General features: G+C 49.2%; 19 protein-coding genes. 8 read left to right on the forward strand and 11 right to left on the reverse strand.

What is annotated here, in order from left to right:
* Positions 1-150 precede the first annotated feature (150 nt).
* The 3 genes from L9G74_RS04335 to L9G74_RS04345 all read right to left on the reverse strand — a co-directional run bounded on the left by L9G74_RS04335 (position 151) and on the right by L9G74_RS04345 (position 6,446).
* Positions 151-2,280: a S9 family peptidase gene (locus L9G74_RS04335; RefSeq protein WP_238895047.1), complete on the reverse strand. Its 2,130-nt coding sequence runs from the start codon at positions 2,278-2,280 to the stop codon at positions 151-153.
* A gap of 68 nt (positions 2,281-2,348) precedes the next feature.
* The gene (locus L9G74_RS04340) at positions 2,349-4,757 is read right to left on the reverse strand and encodes a TonB-dependent receptor (RefSeq protein ID WP_238895048.1); all 2,409 of its coding nucleotides are present in this window, start codon (positions 4,755-4,757) and stop codon (positions 2,349-2,351) included.
* A gap of 405 nt (positions 4,758-5,162) precedes the next feature.
* Positions 5,163-6,446, reverse strand: coding sequence for an alpha/beta fold hydrolase (locus L9G74_RS04345; RefSeq protein WP_238895049.1), 1,284 nt, complete (start codon positions 6,444-6,446; stop codon positions 5,163-5,165).
* A gap of 181 nt (positions 6,447-6,627) precedes the next feature.
* Between L9G74_RS04345 and L9G74_RS04350 the strand changes: the two genes are divergently transcribed.
* The 5 genes from L9G74_RS04350 to L9G74_RS04370 all read left to right on the forward strand — a co-directional run bounded on the left by L9G74_RS04350 (position 6,628) and on the right by L9G74_RS04370 (position 9,844).
* On the forward strand, positions 6,628-7,275 hold the full coding sequence (locus L9G74_RS04350) for an MBL fold metallo-hydrolase (RefSeq protein ID WP_238895050.1): 648 nt from the start codon (positions 6,628-6,630) through the stop codon (positions 7,273-7,275).
* 79 nt (positions 7,276-7,354) lie between these two features.
* Positions 7,355-8,107, forward strand: a complete 753-nt coding sequence (locus L9G74_RS04355) for an alpha/beta hydrolase (RefSeq protein WP_238895051.1) — start codon at positions 7,355-7,357, stop codon at positions 8,105-8,107.
* Between the two features lie 16 nt (positions 8,108-8,123).
* On the forward strand, positions 8,124-8,540 hold the full coding sequence (locus tag L9G74_RS04360; protein ID WP_238895052.1) for a GFA family protein: 417 nt from the start codon (positions 8,124-8,126) through the stop codon (positions 8,538-8,540).
* A gap of 128 nt (positions 8,541-8,668) precedes the next feature.
* Positions 8,669-9,166: a P-loop nucleotide/nucleoside kinase family protein gene (locus L9G74_RS04365; protein ID WP_238895053.1), complete on the forward strand. Its 498-nt coding sequence runs from the start codon at positions 8,669-8,671 to the stop codon at positions 9,164-9,166.
* A 21-nt stretch (positions 9,167-9,187) separates the two neighbouring features.
* Positions 9,188-9,844, forward strand: coding sequence for a Vat family streptogramin A O-acetyltransferase (locus tag L9G74_RS04370; RefSeq protein WP_438944545.1), 657 nt, complete (start codon positions 9,188-9,190; stop codon positions 9,842-9,844).
* 134 nt (positions 9,845-9,978) lie between these two features.
* Here the strand turns inward: L9G74_RS04370 and L9G74_RS04375 are convergent, their stop codons facing one another.
* Positions 9,979-10,656, reverse strand: coding sequence for a CPBP family intramembrane glutamic endopeptidase (locus L9G74_RS04375; protein WP_238895055.1), 678 nt, complete (start codon positions 10,654-10,656; stop codon positions 9,979-9,981).
* Between the two features lie 235 nt (positions 10,657-10,891).
* Between L9G74_RS04375 and L9G74_RS04380 the strand changes: the two genes are divergently transcribed.
* Both L9G74_RS04380 and L9G74_RS04385 read left to right on the forward strand, forming a co-directional pair.
* Positions 10,892-11,191, forward strand: a complete 300-nt coding sequence (locus tag L9G74_RS04380; protein WP_238895056.1) for a hypothetical protein — start codon at positions 10,892-10,894, stop codon at positions 11,189-11,191.
* Between the two features lie 51 nt (positions 11,192-11,242).
* The gene (locus tag L9G74_RS04385; protein ID WP_238895057.1) at positions 11,243-11,476 is read left to right on the forward strand and encodes a hypothetical protein; all 234 of its coding nucleotides are present in this window, start codon (positions 11,243-11,245) and stop codon (positions 11,474-11,476) included.
* 170 nt (positions 11,477-11,646) lie between these two features.
* On the opposite strand, the gene pstB is transcribed toward L9G74_RS04385, so the two are convergent.
* The 7 genes from pstB to L9G74_RS04420 all read right to left on the reverse strand — a co-directional run bounded on the left by pstB (position 11,647) and on the right by L9G74_RS04420 (position 19,326).
* Positions 11,647-12,459: a phosphate ABC transporter ATP-binding protein PstB gene (gene pstB / locus L9G74_RS04390; protein ID WP_238895058.1), complete on the reverse strand. Its 813-nt coding sequence runs from the start codon at positions 12,457-12,459 to the stop codon at positions 11,647-11,649.
* Positions 12,459-13,289, reverse strand: a complete 831-nt coding sequence (gene pstA, locus L9G74_RS04395) for a phosphate ABC transporter permease PstA (RefSeq protein ID WP_238895059.1) — start codon at positions 13,287-13,289, stop codon at positions 12,459-12,461. Before pstA ends, pstB begins: the two co-directional genes overlap by 1 nt.
* Positions 13,286-14,221 carry a phosphate ABC transporter permease subunit PstC gene (pstC, locus tag L9G74_RS04400; protein WP_238895060.1) on the reverse strand — a complete coding sequence of 312 codons (936 nt, stop codon included), beginning with the start codon at positions 14,219-14,221 and terminating at the stop codon, positions 13,286-13,288. Before pstC ends, pstA begins: the two co-directional genes overlap by 4 nt.
* 69 nt (positions 14,222-14,290) lie before the next feature.
* Entirely contained in the window at positions 14,291-15,334 is a 1,044-nt protein-coding gene (gene pstS, locus L9G74_RS04405) for a phosphate ABC transporter substrate-binding protein PstS (protein WP_238895061.1), read from the reverse strand.
* Between the two features lie 270 nt (positions 15,335-15,604).
* The gene (ilvN, locus tag L9G74_RS04410; RefSeq protein WP_238895062.1) at positions 15,605-16,102 is read right to left on the reverse strand and encodes an acetolactate synthase small subunit; all 498 of its coding nucleotides are present in this window, start codon (positions 16,100-16,102) and stop codon (positions 15,605-15,607) included.
* Positions 16,102-17,823, reverse strand: coding sequence for an acetolactate synthase 3 large subunit (locus tag L9G74_RS04415; protein ID WP_238895063.1), 1,722 nt, complete (start codon positions 17,821-17,823; stop codon positions 16,102-16,104). The genes ilvN and L9G74_RS04415 overlap by 1 nt, the downstream gene beginning before the upstream one ends.
* A 279-nt stretch (positions 17,824-18,102) precedes the next feature.
* Complete coding sequence (locus tag L9G74_RS04420) at positions 18,103-19,326, reverse strand: multidrug effflux MFS transporter (RefSeq protein WP_438944548.1); 1,224 nt, start codon at positions 19,324-19,326, stop codon at positions 18,103-18,105.
* A gap of 334 nt (positions 19,327-19,660) precedes the next feature.
* Between L9G74_RS04420 and L9G74_RS04425 the strand changes: the two genes are divergently transcribed.
* Entirely contained in the window at positions 19,661-20,878 is a 1,218-nt protein-coding gene (locus L9G74_RS04425; RefSeq protein WP_238895065.1) for a GNAT family N-acetyltransferase, read from the forward strand.
* Positions 20,879-20,880: the final 2 nt, after the last annotated feature.

Consider the following 20,880-nt stretch of genomic DNA (forward strand, 5'->3'; position numbering starts at 1 on the left):
CGCATGCGAGATGAGCTATTAAGTCAGTAAATGACCGCACATCTAACTCTTTGTATAAATTGAATTTATCAGTTTCCTGTCAATCACTTTAACTGAAAAAGGCGCATCACCGAGGATGCGCCATTATGACTCAACAATAAGTAACGATGCTTACTTTTGTTTTAGCAGCTTAAGGAAGAAGGCGTATTCAAATGCGGTTTCGTGTAGCCCATTAAAGCGGCCGGATGCACCGCCGTGGCCTGATTCCATATCGGTTTTGAACAGCAATAGGTGATCATCGGTTTTGTAATCACGCAGTTTTGCTACCCATTTGGCTGGCTCGTAATATTGCACTTGTGAGTCAAATAAACCGGTAGTGACCAGCAGGTTAGGGTAGGCTTGTTTCTTCACGTTATCGTACGGTGCATACGACAACATGTAGTCGTAGTACTTGGGCTGCGATGGATTGCCCCATTCATCGTATTCGTTGGTGGTCAGCGGGATTGATTCGTCCAACATGGTGGTGACCACATCAACAAACGGTACATGCGCCGCTACACCGTTGTAGAGTTCCGGTGCTTGGTTTATTACCGCGCCCATCAACAAACCACCGGCGCTGCCACCCACGGCAAACACGTTGTCTTTTGCGCCATAACCTTGTGCGACTAAGCTCTTGGTGACATCAACAAAGTCGTTAAAGGTGTTCTTTTTGTTGAGTTTTTTGCCATCTTCATACCAGCCACGGCCTTTCATTTGCGAACCACGAATATGTGCTGTTGCGTAGACAAAACCGCGATCGAGTAAGCTGATTAGCTCGGGTTTAAAGCTTGGATCCATGTTGGCGCCGTACGAGCCGTAGCCATATTGATACAGCGGGGCGGTACCATCGATTTTGGTATCTTTGCGGTACACCAAAGTGACTGGCACTTGTGCACCATCGCGGGCCTTAACGAAAATCCGCTTCGACAGGTAGTTATTTGCATCGAAATCACCTAGCACTTTTTGTTGCTTGAGCTGGGTCAGTTTCAGCGTAGTCAGGTCAACATCATAATCAATGGTTGGCGTGGTAAAGCTGGAGTATTGCAAACGTAATACGGTGTTATCCAGTTCGTTATTGCCGTATAGGTCTAACGAATAGGCTTCTCCATCAAAGGCAACTTCACGTTGGCTGCCATCTTTAAGCGACACCACTTTGATATGTGATTGGGCATCGCTACGCACCTGATAGACTAAATAGTCATTAAACAATTCAAAGGCTTGGATTTGTGCGGTGTCGCTGCCGGGGATCACTTCTTGCCAACGGGCTTTATCGCCGATCGCTTTGGCCGCGACTTTCATAATGCGGGAGTTTTTAGCACCGAGGTTGGTGAGGATATAGAAATCATCGCCACGTTTTTGCACGTCATATATCAGCTGTGGATCGCGTGCGGTAAATGCGACCGGTTTAGCGTGTGGGTCATTGGCATCAATAAGGTGCACTCCCGTGGCTTCGGTGGCTTGGTGCGCGATGTAGATTGTCGACTTGTCTTTGCTTTTGCGTAAGTAGGTGTAGTAGGACAGATCGGTTTCATCATACACCAGTTCATCTGCGGATTGCGTTTGCCCAAGAGTATGACGATACACTTGATATCCGAGCAGGGTGGTTGGGTTTTTCTTGATGTAATACAGCGTTTGATTGTCGTTACCCCAAACAATATCGCCTTGGATATTGACCAGTTCATCACTGAGCGGTTTGCCAGTGCTTAAATCGATAATCTTGGCGATAAATAGGTTGCGGCTGACCGTATCGACGGTGTAGGCGAGCAATTTTTCGTTGGGGCTTGGCTCGACATTCGATAAATTGAAGAACGCATGGCCTTTGGCGAGTTGGTTGACGTCTAAGATAGTTTGCTTGTCTTGACCGTCCAATGTGCTGCTGCGCACGTAGATGGGATATTCATTGTCGCCCACCATTTCAGTAGCGTAGTAATAGTGACCGGATTTGATAGGAAGCGAACTGTCATGCAGCGGAATGCGCGATTTCATTTCATCAAACAGTTGGCTTTGCAGTGTTTTGGTGTCGGCCATTTCGGCATCGGCATAGGCGTTCTCAGCCTGTAAATAGCTGAGCATTTGCGGGTCTTTACGGGTGTCGTCTCGCAACCAGTAATAGTTGTCGATCCGTTTGTGGCCGTTGGTCACTAGCTCGTGAGGTACTTTTTTAGCCACTGGCGCGGTGATGCTGTCGGCGGCGTTTGCATTGAGTGATAGCCCAGCGATGGCGCTGATGATCGCGGCGCTAAGATAATGTATTGGTTTCATAAATTCGCTTACTTAGAAAGGAACAAGAGGGCATTGCTGCCCTCGGTATGTTTATGTTAATGAGCCGCTTAATAAAACGCGTAATCTAAACGGATGGTGAAGCTGCGGCCTTCGAGATAGCGCACGCTGAGTGGCGACAAGGTATCGCTCTCATCGCGCATCATTGCACGACGGTAGGTGGTCACTTCACGGTCAAACAGGTTGTTAACGTGCAGGCTCAGATTGAGGTTTTCGTTAAGTTCCATACGACCAGACAAATTGACGTAACCATAGGCGGGCGAAATGTCTTCATCGCGTACGTTAAAGTGGCTCTTGAAGCTGCCATAGACGGAGTAATCTACTCGCACATTGGCGCGGCGGTTAAACAGGTCCATGCCTTGATCCAACGCCAGATAACCGTTGTATTTTGGCACCATGGTCATATCGTCGCCTTTCTGCGCCGAAATGGTGGCGTTATCTTCGGTAACTTCCGCATTAGTGTAAGACGCATTCAGCAGCATTTTCAGATCGTCGGTCAGCCAAGTGGTTGATTCCAGCTCTAAACCACGTGAACGGGCTTGACCACCGTTAGCGGTGAAGGAGAAACCACAGGTTTCCATGTACACGCTGGTTTTCATGTCAGTCCAATCGATTTGATAAGCAGCGGCGGCCAAATCCATTTTTCCACCAAATAGGCGTGATTTAACGCCCACTTCATAGTTTTTGATTTGATCTGAGGTGTAACGGTCTTTCCGGTTGACGGCATTGGGATCTTCGTTACACAAGCTTGGTAGCGGGCCGTTGTTGCCACCGGGACGATAGCCCTCGGAGTACAAGCCGTAGACGGAAAGATCGCTGTTTGGTCGCCATGACACGCTGAATTTATAGCGATTGCCCGATTCTTTACCGGTCGTTTCGCTGTCAGTGTTGCCCCACATACCGAGCTGGGAGTAGTGGGTAGAATCGCGTAGGTCGAAGCGTCGAATGCCCGCGTTGACTTCTAAATTACCATAGCTACCTAAATCAAATAGGTAGGAGGTGTCAGCAAAAAAGGCTAATTCGCGCGAAACGGCATCATAGTAAGTGAGATTCCACATCAAGGTGGGATCGTTCCAGTTATCTAAACCAATTTGACGGCCATCGGCACCGTAAAAGGCAAGAAACAGCGCCGAATCGATATCGCTGCCACTGAAAAACTCATCCTGCGCGTGCGGCAGATATGGCATGGTGGATTTGTCGTAGTAAGCACCAATCGTCCACGACCAAGGGCTGCTGGCATCGTAATTTTGCAAACGTAACTGGTGGGTTTGGCGCTTCTCTTTGGTGTCGTTGATGATCCAATCGTCCATCATGTTGTAAAAGTCGAGATAGGCGAAATCATCCAGCGAGTCACTCTTGGTTTGTCTGTAAGACCCAGCGTAACTTAAGGTGGCAATGTCAAGCAGGTTGTCATGATCGACGTTTAGCGTGTACAGGTCGGTCTTATCTTTGCTCCATGAGTCCATCCGCTGCCACACTTGAAAACGGCTCGGCACACTGCTGTTGGCATCACCACGGCAGGCGGCACGGTTGACGTTAGGGTCACAATCTACGGTAAAAATATCGATATCGTAGCCGTAAGCTGCATCAGGGTTTTCAGTGGCGCTGTAATCGTAATAGTAGCCAGGTGTGGCGAGGTCACCCGTTGATGTGCCACGGCTTTTCTCTTCAATATGGCTGTAGCCTGCAACAATGTTCAGTGCTGGCGTGGCTTGCCAACGCAATTTGCTGCGGATCAACGAATCATGGCTGTCGGCTTGATTGCCGGTGTACATGTTAACCATCTGACCTTGCTGTGCATCACGGTTATAGTTCACCCGCAGCGCCAACTTGTCATCAATCAACGGCAGGTTTACACCAAGTGAATAGTTGGTGTTTGTGCCGTCCACATGCTGCTCTTTACCCGCTTGCACGGAGCCAAACAGTTCAAAATCGGTTAACTGTGGTTGCTTAGTGATAATACGCACCGTTCCGCCAATGGCGTTGGAACCATACAAGGTGCCCTGTGGACCACGTAAGACTTCAATGCGGTCAATATCGGTAAGGTTGGTGTAGTTAAATGGCACGTCATCAACAAAGGTGGATGTGGTATCAGGCGCGGCATCATTACCACCACTTAAACCGCGTAGAATCAACTGATTGCCCGGCATGGCTGCACCAGCCAAGGTACGATAAAGATCCTCAGCATAAGTGATATCGCGGTCGGCCAATTCAGCGGCGGATACGGCCGAAACGGACATAGGCACTTCTAACAGTGTTTCGGCTTTGTGACGTGCGGTTACGGTGATTTTTTCAATATCGCCTGAGCTGCCTTCAATGGCGGCACGTTCGATTTCTGTTGGTTGATCTGTGGTTGGCTCAGCCGCTTGCGCATAGGCTGCCGGAATAACACCTAGCGTAGTTAATAGCGACATTTGCAGTAGGCTGAACTTAAACCTTTGGGGGCGGGATAACTTCATACATCTTCCTCAATGCAATTTTATTGTTATGTTTTCTGTATAAATTATTTGATGTTGCACATCACCATACATCAAACCTTAACAAATTGGTCACGTCAATTATTTAAATGTTTGCAAAGTATGTAATTTGGTGAGGATGCTTTAACAATTTGGCGGTTTGATGTGGCAATTATTGAAGAGGTGGCGTTCAAATAATTCATGCCAATAGCCTGAGTTTGCCGCAGCAAATGGCGGGAAATCGGCGTAAGGCGTCGCCCTTAAGACGCTATTGATATGAATATAACTAAGCCTAATGTCTACTTGATGCGGCGGGTATTTTCATAAACGAACGGCAAAAAATCGAATAACAATCGATGTGATATTAAGCGGGCGCAGGGTGATGCTCCCGCTTAAAATGATGCAGGATTAACGCAACTGCTCGCCGCTAATCAGCGCTAACAGTTTATCGAGGATATGTTCGCCATCCATGCGGATGCCGTTGTGTTCATATTCTGAGGTGACCCAGGTACGCAGGTTGGGGATCTGTGCCGCGGTTTCTTCGCTAAATTGCCGTTCCACATACATGTCATTACTGTAGACCGCGGCGGCCACAGGCACGGTGTTTTGCTGCAGTGTGTTTACGTCATACAGCATCGGCCAGTCGGCTTTGGCGGCCAGTTTTTCGGCGGCGGCTTTCAGCGGTTTAAGCCAGGTAATTTGGTCAAACATCCACGGAAACACCATCTCGCCGGTAAACAGGACGGATGCGGCATCGCTAGCAAATTCAGGCAAGCCGGCACGCACGCGATGTGCTGCCCAGTTGGAAGCTTGCTGCTGGCAATAGATCGACTCATGCAAAATCGCGTAAATCGGGTTGGTGTGATAGCTGAGCATTTCATTGAATTGCGCCAAAAACAGCGGGTTGAGTGTTTGACCCGCGGCAGTATCGATCAGCGCTTGCTCTAACAAGTAATAGACGGACTCAGCGCCTTGTTCCATGCCTAAGTTGATGCCGAGCAATTGCAGCATCTCTACTGTCAGTTTATCGCCGTTGGCTAGGGTGACATCGTGCTGGCGCAAGTAGTTAACTAGGTTGTCGGTCAGCGCGCGGGCGTCGCTAAAGCGATGAAAGAAATCGGTATTTTTCTGCAACACCCGTTTAAAGGTGGCTTGATACACTTCATCCGCGCTGCGGTTGATGCTCGGAATGCCGCCTGTGATTAACGCCGCTTTTAGCCCTGCTGGCGCATCGGTTAAGTAACGCAAAATACAGAACCCACCAAAGCTTTGCCCTAGTACCGTCCACGGTGTATTGGGGGAAAGTTGTGCGCGAATCGCTTCTGCATCGCGCACGATGTTGTCGGCGCGAAAATGGCTGAGATATGCCGCTTGAGCATCGCTATCTAGGTGGGCGAGGCTGGCGTAGCTGATAGGCGAGGACAGCCCGGTGCCACGCTGGTCGAGCAATAACACGCGATACTGCTGTAGCGCGCGTTTTAGCCAACCACTATTGGATATTGGCCGCTGTGCGCCAAAGCCGGGGCCACCTTGAAAATAGACTAAAAAGGGCAGTTGCTCTGCGCCTGCTTGCAAGCCGCGCATTTCGCGGGCAAACACGGTGATGGTGTTTTGAGGTTGTTGATAATCGAGCGGCAGTGCAAACGTGTGTTTTAAGGTTACCGCGCCTTCAATATGATTTAGTGCTGTCATGGTTAGTGTTTTCGTGCAGCGTACAGAGTGGCGCCATACTACGCGATTTTGTGACCGGCGGCAGCCGTTGGCTAATCGCTGGGCAGATATTTAGTGTAAAAGGCGGTAGACTGCTGCCATTACTCGGCAGTTAATCATGGTGTTAGCTGCTTATTAGTGTCAGCAAAGTGAGTTTTAACCTATGAAATTTCAGATTATTCCTGTAACGCCGTTTCAACAGAATTGCAGCCTGATCTGGTGTGAACAAACCAATAAAGCGGCAGTGGTTGATCCCGGTGGTGATATTGATCGCATTAAAGCGGCCATTGCTGAACATGGTTTAACCTTAGATAAAATTTTGCTGACTCACGGCCACATCGATCATGTTGGTGGTGCCGCCGCACTAGCCGCTGCCACAGGTGTCGACATTATTGGCCCACATGAAGCGGATCAGTTTTGGCTGGAGAACCTGCCAATGCAGAGCCAAAAGTTTGGTTTCCCTGCGGTAGATAAGTTTGTCCCGAGCCAATATCTGCAAGATGGCGACAGCGTTACGCTGGGCAATATCACGCTAAAAGTCGCGCATTGTCCGGGGCATACGCCGGGCCATATCATCTTTTTCTGTGATGAAGCATCGGTAGCGTGGGTGGGGGATGTGTTGTTTCGCGGCTCTATCGGCCGTAATGATTTCCCTGGCTCAAATCATCAAGCGCTGATCGACTCCATCCGCCATAAACTGTGGCCACTGGGCGACCATGTCGAGTTTGTGCCCGGCCACGGCCCAATGTCGAACTTTGCCGATGAACGTCAGCACAACCCATTCGTGGCTGACAAATTGTTTGAGGCGTAATCGTTATCTTGTCGAGGTGTTTGCCTGAACGATATCAATATCCGGTAGACACTTGGCTGGGGCTGACCGAGGAACTCGATTGAAATATTTACTTGGGTTTGTTGTAAGTTACTTGTGTTTGTTCAACACCGCAGATGCGCAAATCATTGAAGATGCTGCGCGTCAGCGACAAATTCCAGTGGAGATAGCTGCGCCCACGCATCAAGCGGCTTGTACCGCTAAGCAACCGTGTCCGGTAGCGTTTGTGAGTGCGGGTTACGGCATGGGTCATAGCCAATATCGCTTTGCCACGGATGCGTTAAATCAGCTTGGTTATTTAACGGTGGCGATTGCGCATGAGCTACCGCAAGATCCACCACTCTCGGTTAGCGGCAATCTGTACCAGACCCGTAGCGAAAATTGGCGCCGTGGCGCAGCTACCTTGGCGTTCATGCGGGCGGCGCTTCAAGAGCAATACCCAAATTATGACTTTGACTCACTACTGTTGTTTGGTCATTCCAATGGCGGTGACATTTCCGCGTGGCTTGCCAATGAAGGCCAGCCGTACATTAAAACGGTGATAACGCTGGATAACCGCCGCGTGCCCTTGCCGAGAAGTGAAACGATTGGTGTGTTGTCGATTCGCGGCAGTGATTTCCCCGCTGATGCAGGTGTTTTGCCAACTACCGCCGAGCAAACACGATTTGGTAGTTGTGTGGTACAAATTCCTGCCGCGCGCCATAACGATATGGCGGACAGCGGTCCACCACAATTGAGACGCAGCATGGCAATGCTAATCACCGCGTATCTTGGTGGCGCGACATGTTCTGCCTTGAGGCAACAGCTGCATTAAATAAGGACATATGCAAATGTCAGCAACATATCGAGGTACTTGTTTGTGTGGCAGTGTAACGTTTGAACTCTGTGGCGAATTTCAATCTTTTTACCTATGCCATTGCCATCGCTGTCAAAAAGATACCGGCAGTGCGCATGCCGCCAATCTATTCGCGAGTGGACAATTAACGTGGTTGTCTGGTGAGCGAGACGTAAAAACCTATCAACATGCCAACTCACGCCATGTAAAAAGTTTCTGTCAGCACTGTGGTTCAGCGGTGCCAACCGCAGCAGTGGTGAACGATTGGGTGATGGTGCCAGCCGGTAGTCTAGATTCGGCCGTTGATATCGCGCCTACTGCCAAGATTTTTATGGCGAGCGCAGCTGATTGGTCAAGGTGCTTGGCTGACGTTGCAAGTTATGCTGGCTTTAGTGATACTGCGACGAGTTAGCAAGGTTGAGCTGTTACGCATCACATCGTGTGATTTAGGCAAGACTGATGATGTGTGCCGTCGTCTTTCTCGATAAAAACTGCCGTTAGTTTCAATCGCTTTTGTAAGATGTAGCGCAAAGGAATGGTATGAAAAACAAAGGAAAATTATTCTTTTTCTGCGGCAAGATGGGTGCCGGCAAGTCGACAACAGCTAAACTGATCGCCGCTGAAAATCATGCTGTGCTTATCTCGGAGGATGAGTGGTTAGCGGCGCACTTTCCTGCGCAAATCACGTCGTTTGATGATTACCTTAAGTACGCCAACCTCATCAAACCGTTTGTGAGAAAACACGTACAAGCATTACTCAATATCGGCACGCATGTAGTGATGGATTTCCCCGCGAATACCGCCAAACAACGCGCATGGTTTTTATCGCTATGCGGTGAGATGGGGAGTGAGCATCAATTGATGTATCTCGATGTTACCGATGTGCAGTGTTTGGCGCAGATTGGTCAACGGCGCTTGGAGCAACCGGAGCGCGCTAATTTTGATACAGAAGCGGTATTCCACTATGTCAGCCAATTTTTTGAAGTGCCCGAAGCCCGAGAAGGTTTAAATATTGTCACTGTTGCTAAACCGCTATAGCAGCAAGTTCGCTGAGGGTTTATGGCAAACCGCCAAGGAGAGATTGTGAACGGACCCAACCCAGACAACAAAGCGCCAATGCAAGGATTTCCCCAAGTGGGTTATTTGAAAAACTTCATCACCTCTGAAAATATCATCGTTGGTGATTATACCTACTACGATGACCCAGACGGCCCTGAGCGCTTTGAAAGCAATGTGCTTTATCACTTTCCGTTTATTGGCGATAAGTTGGTTATTGGTAAGTTTTGCGCTATCGCCAAAGACGTAAAATTCATCATGAACGGCGCCAATCATAAGCTCTCCGGCTTCTCCACTTACCCGTTTCAAATATTCGGTAATGGCTGGGAGAAAGTCATGCCCACAGCCGCCGAGTTGCCCTATAAAGGCGATACGCACGTTGGCAACGATGTGTGGATTGGCTACGAGGCAACCATTATGCCGGGCGTTACCATTGGCAGCGGGGCGATTATTGCCAGTAAATCCGTGGTGACTGCCGATGTGCCAGCCTACAGCATTGTTGGCGGTAACCCCGCTAAAGTGATCAAATATCGTTTTGAACCGGACACCATCACTCAACTGCTCGATATTGCTTGGTGGGACTGGAGTGCAGAAAAGATCACTGACAACCTTGAAGCGATTGTCGGCTGCGACCTGCAAGCGTTGCAGCAAGCGTGGTGAAAATTAGGCGTAAGCTGTAAGCTGTAAGCTGTAAGCTGTAAGCTGTAAGCTGTAAGCTGTAAGCTGTAAGCCGTAAGCTATAAGCCATAAGCCATAAGCCATAAGCCATAAGCTGTAAGTGGTAAGAAGAAGCATTAGTTTCTCGCGTAGTAAGCGATACTGCCTGAGTATACATCCATCAAAATGTGCAGCAGAATCACGAAGAGAATGCTGTCAAAATACAGATAGATACCACATAGAGCGCCGCCAATAATCGTGGCTCTAAGCACGTGTTGCCAGCCTAAATAGATATGCCACAGTCCAAAGAGCAAACTGCTGCCAAAGATTGCGGCAAGCCAGTGGTTATGTGTTTGCAGAAATTCGTACAGATACCAGCGAAAAATCAGCTCTTCGCATACGCCAGCGCTAACGGAAAGCACCACGGAAAACAGTAAGAATTCGCGACGTGACTTGGGCAGCAGATGCAACATCGCGGCATCGGCTTTTTCAAATTGTTCAGCAATCTGTTGTCGATAGTCACTATTAGCGTTAATTGCATTGATGCTATAGCACTGATAGCCGATAAACAGCAGTAGTAACGTCAGCGCTAAATAGGTTTTAAATGTTGATGAGGGCAGTAGCTGAGCAGCGCTAACACTTAAGTCACTTTGGGCAAAGGCATAGAGTAGCAGCGCGGTTATCGCCCATAACTCTAGTGAAATCTTGATGTAGTCAACGCTCTTACTGTGAGATTGATATCTGTTGGCGAAGAAAATATCTAGCAGCGGGTAGAGTAATAGTATTGCTAATAGGGCAATTTCTAGCGGGGCCATTTACGTCGTCCTTTCCTTGAATTGGGCCTATTGAGTTGCACTTAATTTAATCAAATCATAATCTTCTGCTGATATATCGCTGCAAGCTATGCCCTTTGACCGCGTTTAAGCTTATACGAATTTTTTGTTGTTGTGGCATTTCGGTTGACATCAGTAGTAAATGCCACCGAATAACGCCAACTGTTGCTTAGTCTTAGCGCAATATTGACGAAGTATTTCCAACAGGATGGAACAGATGTATACCAACAGCGAACTGCCGCCAGCCATCAACCAATGGCAGCTGAGTTTTGATCCATACGATTTTGCTAACAATCCTGCTTGGCTGAGACATGCCGAGAAGTGCGAAGATATACTGCAACTTACCCATAAAAAAGGTGGGTTGTTGATTGATGTTGGCTATTACGGCAGCGACTATCGTGCGGTGGTGATCCGCGATTACAATTGGCAACAGCCGCTAGCGGAACTGACGTCGCATGATGTTAGCGTTATCACTCAGGTGGTATATCAGTGGCTGACACAATTCGCTGAGGCATAACCACACGGGTTGTTTCCCCCGATGTTTACCCGCTTTATTTCAAGGACAGATATGAAACCCACCAATCCCGAAGATGAACTGGCTCAAGGCCGTATGGCGCTGTGGCTAACGCCAGAAGATATCGCTTTTTTGAGTAATGAGTGGCGCAAGATCCCTGATAACGTCAGTGATGACACCAAGGACCGCTGGGCGCGGATTGCGTTTCGTGCATCGTCGGCGCTGCACAAAGCAGGCATCCAACTAGATGCTGAATTTCCAGAGCAAGATGAAAAATATCGGCTGTAATCAAGCATATCCTTCGGCAGGGTGGCAGGTTTGCATGCGGCACGGAACTCCCCAGCCTCGCTGTTTATCATTGCACAATAAAAAGGGGCATAAGTTTTAAACTCATGCCCCTTTTACTTGGTAGGGTTTTAGCTTTTAGTGTTCAGTTATTGGTTCAATCGGCTAACGCATTAACCGAAAGTCCCTTTCACGTAATCTTTGGTGCGTTGGTTGCGAGGCTGGTTAAACACTTGCTCAGTTTCACCAAACTCAATCAACTCGCCCAAGTACATAAAGGCGGTGTAGTCAGAGATACGCGCAGCTTGCTGCATGTTGTGGGTCACGATAACGATGGTGTAATCGCGGCGCAGCTCAGTGATCAGCTTTTCAATCCCTTGGGTGGCGATTGGGTCGAGCGCTGAAGTTGGCTCGTCCATCAAAATCACGTCAGGTTTCAGCGCGATGGTGCGGGCGATACACAGACGTTGCTGTTGACCACCAGACAGACCCGAGGCATCAGTGTGCAGCTTGTCTTTCACTTCATCCCACAGTTGGGCTTTTTCCAGCGCTTCTTTAACGCGGTGTTCCATCTCTTTACGTGACAAGCGTTCGTACAACTTAATGCCGAAGGCGATGTTGTCGTAAATCGTCATCGGGAATGGTGTTGGCTTTTGAAACACCATGCCGATTTTGGCGCGCAGGTCGTTCAGGTCAACGCGGCGGTCGAGTACTTTGATGTCTGAACCTAAGGTCACTTCGCCTTCGGCGTATTGGCCTGGGTACAGTTCATAAATACGGTTCAAACAACGCAGCAGGGTAGATTTACCACAACCTGACGGGCCGATCATGGCGGTCACGCGGTTTTCATAGACCGGCATAGTTACATCAAACAGTACCCGTTTATCTTTACCATAAAAGAAGTTTAGGTCTTTGATATCCATGCGCTTTACCAACGCTTGCGATAGTGGTTGTTGGTAATCTTTCAATTGGGCTACCTGACTCATCAGGACCTCCGCTTTTTCAATTGTGGTAATGCACGTGACATTACGTTTAATAACAGAATCGCCATGGTGATAAGCAGTGCGCCCGACCAAGCCAGTTGGTTCCAAGATTCATAAGGGCTCATGGCGTATTGATAGATGGTGACCGGTAAATTGGCCATTGGCTCATTTGGATTTACCGACATAAAACTGGAGTTCAGTGCAGTGAACAGCAACGGCGCGGTTTCACCACTGATACGGGCGATAGACAGCAAAATACCCGTCACAATGCCTGTACCCACGGCGCGATAGCTCAGTTGCAGCGTTACGCGCCATTTTGGTGTACCAAGGCCAGCACCGGCTTCGCGCAGTTGTACCGGCACTAACTTGAGCATCTCTTCAGTGGTGCTGATAATCACCGGCAGGGCGATGATGGCTAAGGCGATAGCGCCAGCCCAACCAGAGAAGTGACCGCTGGTCACTACCACGATTTCGTACACGAACAGACCAATCAAAATAGATGGTGCGCTCATCAACATGCCATTAAGAAAACGGATGCTGTCAGCGGTTTTGGAGTTTTGACCATATTCGGCCAACCACGTCCCCGCCAGAATGCCGATTGGCGTGGCGATGAGAATGCCGATGCCAGTCATAATCACGCTACCAACGATAGCATTGAGCAAGCCACCTTCACCGCCTGGGCCAGGAGTGACTTCAGTAAACAGTGCCAAGTTCATGCCTGCCATGCCTTTTTGGAACAGGGTGAACAGGATCAGTACCAGAATCCCTAAACCGATGGCGGTGGAGGCCATACAGGCCAATTTGAACAGTTGGTTTTTAAATTTACGGATCATTGTGCTTTCCTCCGCAGCATGACACGGGCGGTACCCATGACCACGAAGGTAATCATAAACAGTACTAAACCAAGACCGATGAGCGCAGAGATGTGCATATCGCCGGTGGCTTCGTTGAATTGGTTGGCAATGGATGCCGAGATAGAGGTTGCTGGCATAAACAGGCTGGCATCGATGCTTTGTGCGCCACCGATAACGAAGGTAATTGCCATGGTTTCGCCGAGTGCGCGACCCAGTGCCAAAATCAGCGCGCCGAAGATCGGCCCTTTAATCGCTGGCAGCAGCACTTTGACAATCACTTCAAATTGGGTGGCACCGATACCGTAAGTGGCTTCCCGCAGCACTTTAGGCACGGTTGAAAGCGCTTCTTTAATCAGTGATGTCAGGATTGGCAGAATCATAAATGCCAGAATGATGCCGGAGGTTAACAAACCTACGCCCATTGGCGGGCCGGTAAAAATGGTGCCGAGTACTGGCACATCTGAGAGGTGTTCGCTGGCCCAAATTTGAAAGCCATCAGAGAACCACGGCGCAAACACAAACAAGCCCCACATGCCGTAGATAATAGAAGGTACGGCGGCGAGCAGTTCAATGGCGATAAACAGCGGCTTAGAAATGGCGGCTGGACACAACTCAGAGAGGAAGATTGCTACACCTAGACCCACAGGCAGGGCGAGGGCAACGGCGATAATTGATGAAACGATAGTACCGTAGAGGGCGTTTAGGGCACCAAACTCTTCGGTGACTGGGTTCCAGTCAGTGCTGGTAAAAAATGACAACCCAAACTTAGCGAGGGCAGGGTAAGCGCCCATCACCAGTGACAGCATGATGCAGAACATCAGTACTGAGATAAGTCCGGCGCTGACGAAACAAGCGCGGCGGAACAGGGTGTCACCTTGCCAAGGAAAATCCACTATTGAAATTGCTCTCATAAATCTCAACTTTTTTGAAATGGCTTAGCCCTCACACAGCAGCGTGAGGGCTATTGTCATTGCAGTGGCTTAGTAAACCGCTTTACCATCTGCTTTGATATCGCTGTGCCACATGGTTTCGACCATGTTTACCACGTTGTCTGGCATTGGGATGTATTCCAGCTCAGCAGCTAAGTCATCACCGTTAGCGTAAGACCATTCGAAGAACTTCAGCACGTCTTTGGCTGTGGTCGCATTCGCTTGTTCTTTGTGCATCAGGATGAAGGTAGCCGCAGTCATTGGCCATGAATCCGCACCAGGTTGGTCGTTCAAAATCAGTTTGAAGCCAGGAGCATTCGCCCAGTCAGCGTTAGCCGCTGCTGCTTGGAACGCTGCCATAGTAGGCTGTACAAATTGACCTTCTTTGTTTTTCAGTTGGGTGTAAGCGAGGTCGTTAGTTTTTGCGTAAGCAAATTCAACGTAACCGATAGCACCTTTGGTGCGTTTTACAAAGTTAGCCACACCAGCGTTACCTTTACCGCCCAATTGGTTAGCCGCTTTTGGCCAAGCCACTTCTTTGTTCACACCGATTTGTTCTTTCCAGTCACCGCTAACGCGTGCCAGATAATCAGTGAAGTTGTAAGTGGTACCTGAACCGTCTGAGCGGTGTACGGTGTAGATTGGGGTTTTAGGCAGTTTCACGCCTTCGTTCAGAGCTGCAATGGCTTTGTCATCCCAGCTTTTCACTTTACCTAAGTAGATATCTGCCAGTACTTCACCTGACAGTTTCAGTTCGCCTGCTTTAACACCCGGCAGGTTAACTACTGCAACGATTGAACCCATCACAGCAGGGAACTGTACTAAACCTTGTTTATCTAGTTCTTCTTTGCTGAGTGGCGCATCTGATGCACCGAAATCAACAGTTTTTGCGATAATTTGCTTGATACCGCCGCCAGAACCGATAGCTTGATAGTTCAGTTTGACGCCAGTTTCTTTGTTATACTGCTCTGCCCATTTTGCATAAACAGGGTATGGGAAGGTGGCACCAGCACCGTTGATTACTGTGTCAGCGAATGCTGAAGTTGAACAAACGATGGCACATCCAAACAGCGCACCCTTAAGCAAGTTATTCATATATCAATCCTAAAATTTGACATTCTTGTCGTTGGTAAGTTGACGCGAAGCAGTTTGTCACCGTTAAATGACAGCTATGTGACAGTGCGGCGTGATAACGAAATAATTTGCCGTTTTTAGCGGGAATTGGACGCGAGAGTTTGCAGTAAAATTTAGCTAACTGATTGTTAGTTAATGGAAATGAAATAAGGCGCCGCGGGGCGCCTTATTAATATGACATGTTTGTGACAGTCACAAATAGCGGAGAAATCCGGCTATTTGCAGCGGTAATTAGGCTTTCATCGCCTTATCACCACGGGCTAAACCGACTACACCAGAGCGAGAAACCTCGATTACTTTGGTCACTTCGGCCATGGCGGCAATGAAGGAGTCGAGCTTTTCTGAGGTGCCCGCCAGTTGAATGGTATATAAGCTAGAGGTCACATCGACAATCTGACCACGGAAGATATCGGCCATACGTTTGACCTCTTCACGCATATCGCCCACGGCGCGTACTTTGATCATCGCTAACTCACGCTCAATATAAGCAGACTCAGTGATGTTGGACACTTTAAGCACGTCGATCAATTTGTGCAGTTGCTTCTCAATCTGCTCCAGAATCGATTCATCGGCGAACACGGTCACGGTCAAGCGTGACAGGGTGGCATCGTCCGTTGGCGCAACGTTGAGGGTATCAATGTTGTAGCCGCGTTGAGAGAACAAGCCAATCACACGTGATAAAGCGCCGGGTTGGTTTTCCATCAGCACAGAAATAATTCGGCGTTTCATCAGCATTTCTCCTTCTTGCTCAACCACATATCGCTCATTGAGCCGCCACGGATTTGCATCGGATAGACGTGCTCAGTTTCATCCACGCTGATATCAACAAATACCAGACGGTCTTCCATTGCCAAGGCTTCTGCCAATTTGCTTTCCAGTTCGTCAGGGTGCTTGATGGCGATCCCCACGTGGCCGTAGGCTTCGGCAATTTTGGCAAAGTTGGGTACTGAGTCCATGTAGGACTGGGAGTGACGGCCAGCATAGATGATGTCCTGCCACTGCTTCACCATGCCAAGGAAGCGGTTGTTCAAGTTGATGATTTTTACTGGTACGCCATATTGCAGCGCGGTTGACAGCTCTTGAATATTCATCTGAATCGAGCCGTCGCCAGTGACACAAACCACGGTTTCATCTGGCAGCGCCATTTTCACGCCCATGGCGGCTGGTAAACCAAAGCCCATGGTGCCTAGACCGCCGGAGTTGATCCAACGGCGTGGTTTATCAAACGGATAATACAGCGCAGCAAACATCTGATGTTGACCAACGTCGGACGCGACATAGGCATCACCTTTGGTCAGCTTGTACAGTGTTTCAATCACTTGCTGTGGTTTGATGCGCTCGGCCGATTTCTCATAGCTCAAGCATTGGCGTTCACGCCATTGGCTGATCTGCTGCCACCATTGCTCGATGGCGTTGCTGTCTTGCTCGTCTTCGGCGCCATCGTCCAATAATTCCAGCATATCGCCCAGCACGTTTTCAGCGGAACCCACAATCGGAATATCGGCATGTACGGTTTTAGAGATCGATGCAGGGTCGATGTCGATATGCACCACAGTGGCATTCGGGCAATATTTGGCGACATTGTTGGTGGTACGGTCGTCAAAACGCACGCCGATACCAAAAATCAGGTCACAGTTGTGCATTGCCATGTTGGCCTCATACAAACCGTGCATGCCCAACATGCCTAAATTGTTCTTGTGAGTGCCCGGGAAGGCGCCCAAGCCCATCAAGGTGTTTACCACTGGCAGGTTCAGTCGCTCAGCTAATTTCGTCAAACGCTCGCTGGCTTCTGACATCACCGCGCCACCGCCGACATACAACACCGGTTTTTTGGCCTGTAACAGCGCTTGTAAGCCACGGCGGATTTGGCCTTTATGTCCAGAAACCGTTGGGTTGTACGACCGCATTTTTATCGTTTTTGGATATTCGTATTCGTACTGTAACGCTGGGTTTAAGCAATCTTTTGGCAGATCGACCACGACTGGACCGGGGCGACCAGTGGACGCGATATAAAATGCTTTCTTGATGGTGTTAGGAATGTCGCGTGGGTCGGTCACTAAGAAGCTGTGTTTTACCACAGGGCGTGAGATACCGATCATGTCGCATTCTTGAAAGGCATCGTTACCAATCAAGTTGCTGGGCACTTGGCCTGATAACACCACCATTGGAATTGAGTCCATATACGCGGTAGCAATACCGGTAATGGCATTGGTTGCGCCGGGGCCAGAAGTCACCAGCACCACGCCAACATTACCGGTCGCACGCGCATAGCCGTCGGCCATGTGCACTGCCGCTTGTTCGTGGCGTACCAAAATATGTTCGATTTGTTTTTTTTCGTGCAGAGCGTCGTAGATATCTAGAACAGAGCCACCGGGGTAGCCGAAAATGTGTTTAACGCCTTCGTCGATCAACGAGCGGACGATCATGCTGGCGCCAGAAAGCATCTCCATTTGTCATTCCTCAATAAGATACCGTTACGGTAAACAGTAACTTTTACAGCGACGGTAATCGCTAATAAATAGAGTGAAGAGGGTACTCTTCACCACCCTGAACTCAGTGCTATGAGCGCAACCCTGTAAGGTTGTGAGTTCCTATCTGTCTCCAAGACAGGCAACCATATTATGAAAATTTGTTCGAGATGCAAGCAGTTAACCGATTAATAACAAATTAACTGCTTAAAAAGTGCGCTAAAACAAACAGCCACCGCTAGGCGGTGGCTGTGGTGTTGACTAGCGAGCTGCGGGACGCCAAGTGCCGGGAAAGGCAAATATTTGACAGATACCTACGCCTGTTACGGCTAAAAACATCAATAAACAGAAAGGCATAGCAGTACCAGTATAGAAAAACGCCAGTATCGGACCGGCCAGTGCACCAATACCAAAACGCAGCGTGCCAATCACCGCCGTGGCGGTGCCAGTTTCCTGTTTGAATTTCATCAATACAATTGCATCACAGTTGACCGACATAATGCCGAGTGACGCCATCAGCGGTACTAACAAGACGATGGTGAAGTGGTAATCCAACGCCAACAGATTCACTAGCAGCAACGCAGCGCTGAATAGGGTGGCGCTGACGGTGGCTAACGCCAGCATTTTGCGCGAGCCATGTTTTACCACAATGCGCGAGTTGAGTAGGTTCGCCATGGCAAGCGCACCAACATTCAAACCAAACAGCAGCGCAAAGGTGTGTTGGCTTAACTGAAACACTTCCATATACACAAATGGCGAGGCGGTGAGGTAGCTAAAAAAGGCGAACGCACATAGCAGGCCACTGCCTAAATAGGGTTTAACGCCCGCGGTCGAAAACACCACACCATAGTTTTTCAAGAAGGACTTTTTACTGCGCTCAGTGGTGTCATGATCTGACGGCATGCGTAATTTAAACACCACTAACAGCAGTAATAGCGCGGCGTAGCTGCACAACAGATAGAAAATCAATTGCCAATAGCCTAAGCCTAAAATAATGCTGCCAATGGTCGGTGCGGCCAGCGGTGCAATCATCATAATCAAACTGACATAAGACATGCCTTTGGCGGTGTTCTCACCATAAATCTCTTTGACGTAGCCGGGCACGACCACGGTGGCGGCAGAACCTAAAAAGGCTTGCACAAAACGCAACACCATAAAGGTGGTTAAGCTGGTGGACAGCGCTAATCCCAGAGTAGTGATGGCAAAACCTGCCAAGCCCAACAGTACCAGCGGACGGCGGCCAATACGGTCAGCCAGTGGCCCAAAGGTAAGCATGCCAACGGAATAACCCGCTAGATATACGCTCAGAGATTGCTGCACCTGAGTCACATTAGTGTGAAAGCTGTCGGCGATGACTGACATCGCGGGCAGATACATATCAATCGTCAGCGGTGTAATTGCCATAATTGCCGATAACATCGGCAGTAGCAGATACAGTGGCAAAGCGGGGGAAATGCGGTTTCCCGGTGTACTTGTTGTCAAAATAACCCCATGAAAAACAAGGTGAATGGTAAGTGGTGTGGCTAATTGCGGGCATAGTAACCAGTGCGGCCGCCGCTGCCAATATGCAATAACACTGTTTAAGCATAGTCGAACTATAATGCGCGATTTTTGTGCCAATTAAAGCGGTTATCTGTGTTTAGCGCCGTTACGGTAATATTTGCAGGACGGTTTGGCGGCGAATTGCCAACTAACTGCCATATTACTGCGATACCTACGCCTGTCATCCACATCGCTTAGCTAACGCGCCTGCTGGACTCTAGTTAGTGAAACGAGTAGCTTTAAAAATACCGCGACAGTAGTAGAAGGTAATTTAGCCGTGCGTGACAGTGTTTGGAAATGGCAGCTGGTGGACGATATCCGCCAGATTGATGCAGCAACTTGGGATGATGTGATGCAGCCCGACACGCCGTTTAATTGCCATAGCTTTTTGTGCGCACTAGAGCAGAGCGGTTGCGCCAGCGCCGATAGTGGTTGGCTGCCAATGCATTTGGTGCTGTATCAACAGGATGAGTTGGTGGCTGTGCTGCCGCTGTATCGCAAACTGCATTCGTACGGTGAATACGTGTTTGATTGGGCATGGGCTGATGCCTATGAGCGTTATCAGTTGGCCTATTATCCTAAGCTTGTCACCGCGATGCCATTTACGCCTGCCACCGGCGTGCGTTTGGGTATTAAACAAGGTGTGGATCGGCAGACCGTATTTAGCTTAATCATCCAAGTGTTGCAAAGCGAGTTGGTGGAGCACTCCAGCTGGCATGGGTTATTTATGACCGAGGCCGAATCGCTTGAATGGCAACAGGCAAGCCTGCAGCCCGCAACCATGCGCGCGTCAACTGATGCGCCAACGCAGCAAGCCCGACTATTGCCGCGCCAAGGCTGCCAATATCACTGGCATAATCGGCAGTATCAGTCGTTTGACGATTTTCTCGAGCAATTAACCTCCTCAAAGCGCAAAAATATCCGCAAAGAGCGGCGCCAAGTGGCCGAGTGGGATTATCGTTGGCGCAGTGGCTCGGAGATTAGCGCCGCCGTGTGGCAACGGTTTTTTCTGTGTTATCGCATGACTTATCTCAAACGTTCCGGCCATGGCGGCTACCTGAATCAAGCATTTTTTCAATCGTTGTCTGAATTCATGGCTGATAGCGTCAAGCTGCTACTGGTATGTGCCCATGGCGATGAAGATGCACAAGCGGTCGCCTGTGCGTTGTATTTTCATGCCCCTGACAGTGACACCTTGTACGGCCGCTACTGGGGCTGCCTTGAAGAGTATGATGGTTTACACTTTGAAACCTGTTATTACCGCGGTATTGATTACTGCATTACGCACCAATTGGCGTGTTTTAATGCGGGCGCGCAGGGGGAACATAAAGTGCTGCGTGGTTTTGAACCGGTGATAACTTACTCGTGGCACTTGATTGCCGAGCCCGCTTTTGAGCAGGCGATCAGTGAGTTTTGCCAAGCTGAGATTAAGCAGAATCAAACCTATATGCTGCAATTAGTAGCTGCGCTGCCGTACAAGCAGACAGCGAGTTAACA

Origin of the sequence: Shewanella electrica, from assembly GCF_022321485.1 — a bacterium.
In the GTDB taxonomy this organism is placed as follows: domain Bacteria; phylum Pseudomonadota; class Gammaproteobacteria; order Enterobacterales; family Shewanellaceae; genus Shewanella; species Shewanella electrica.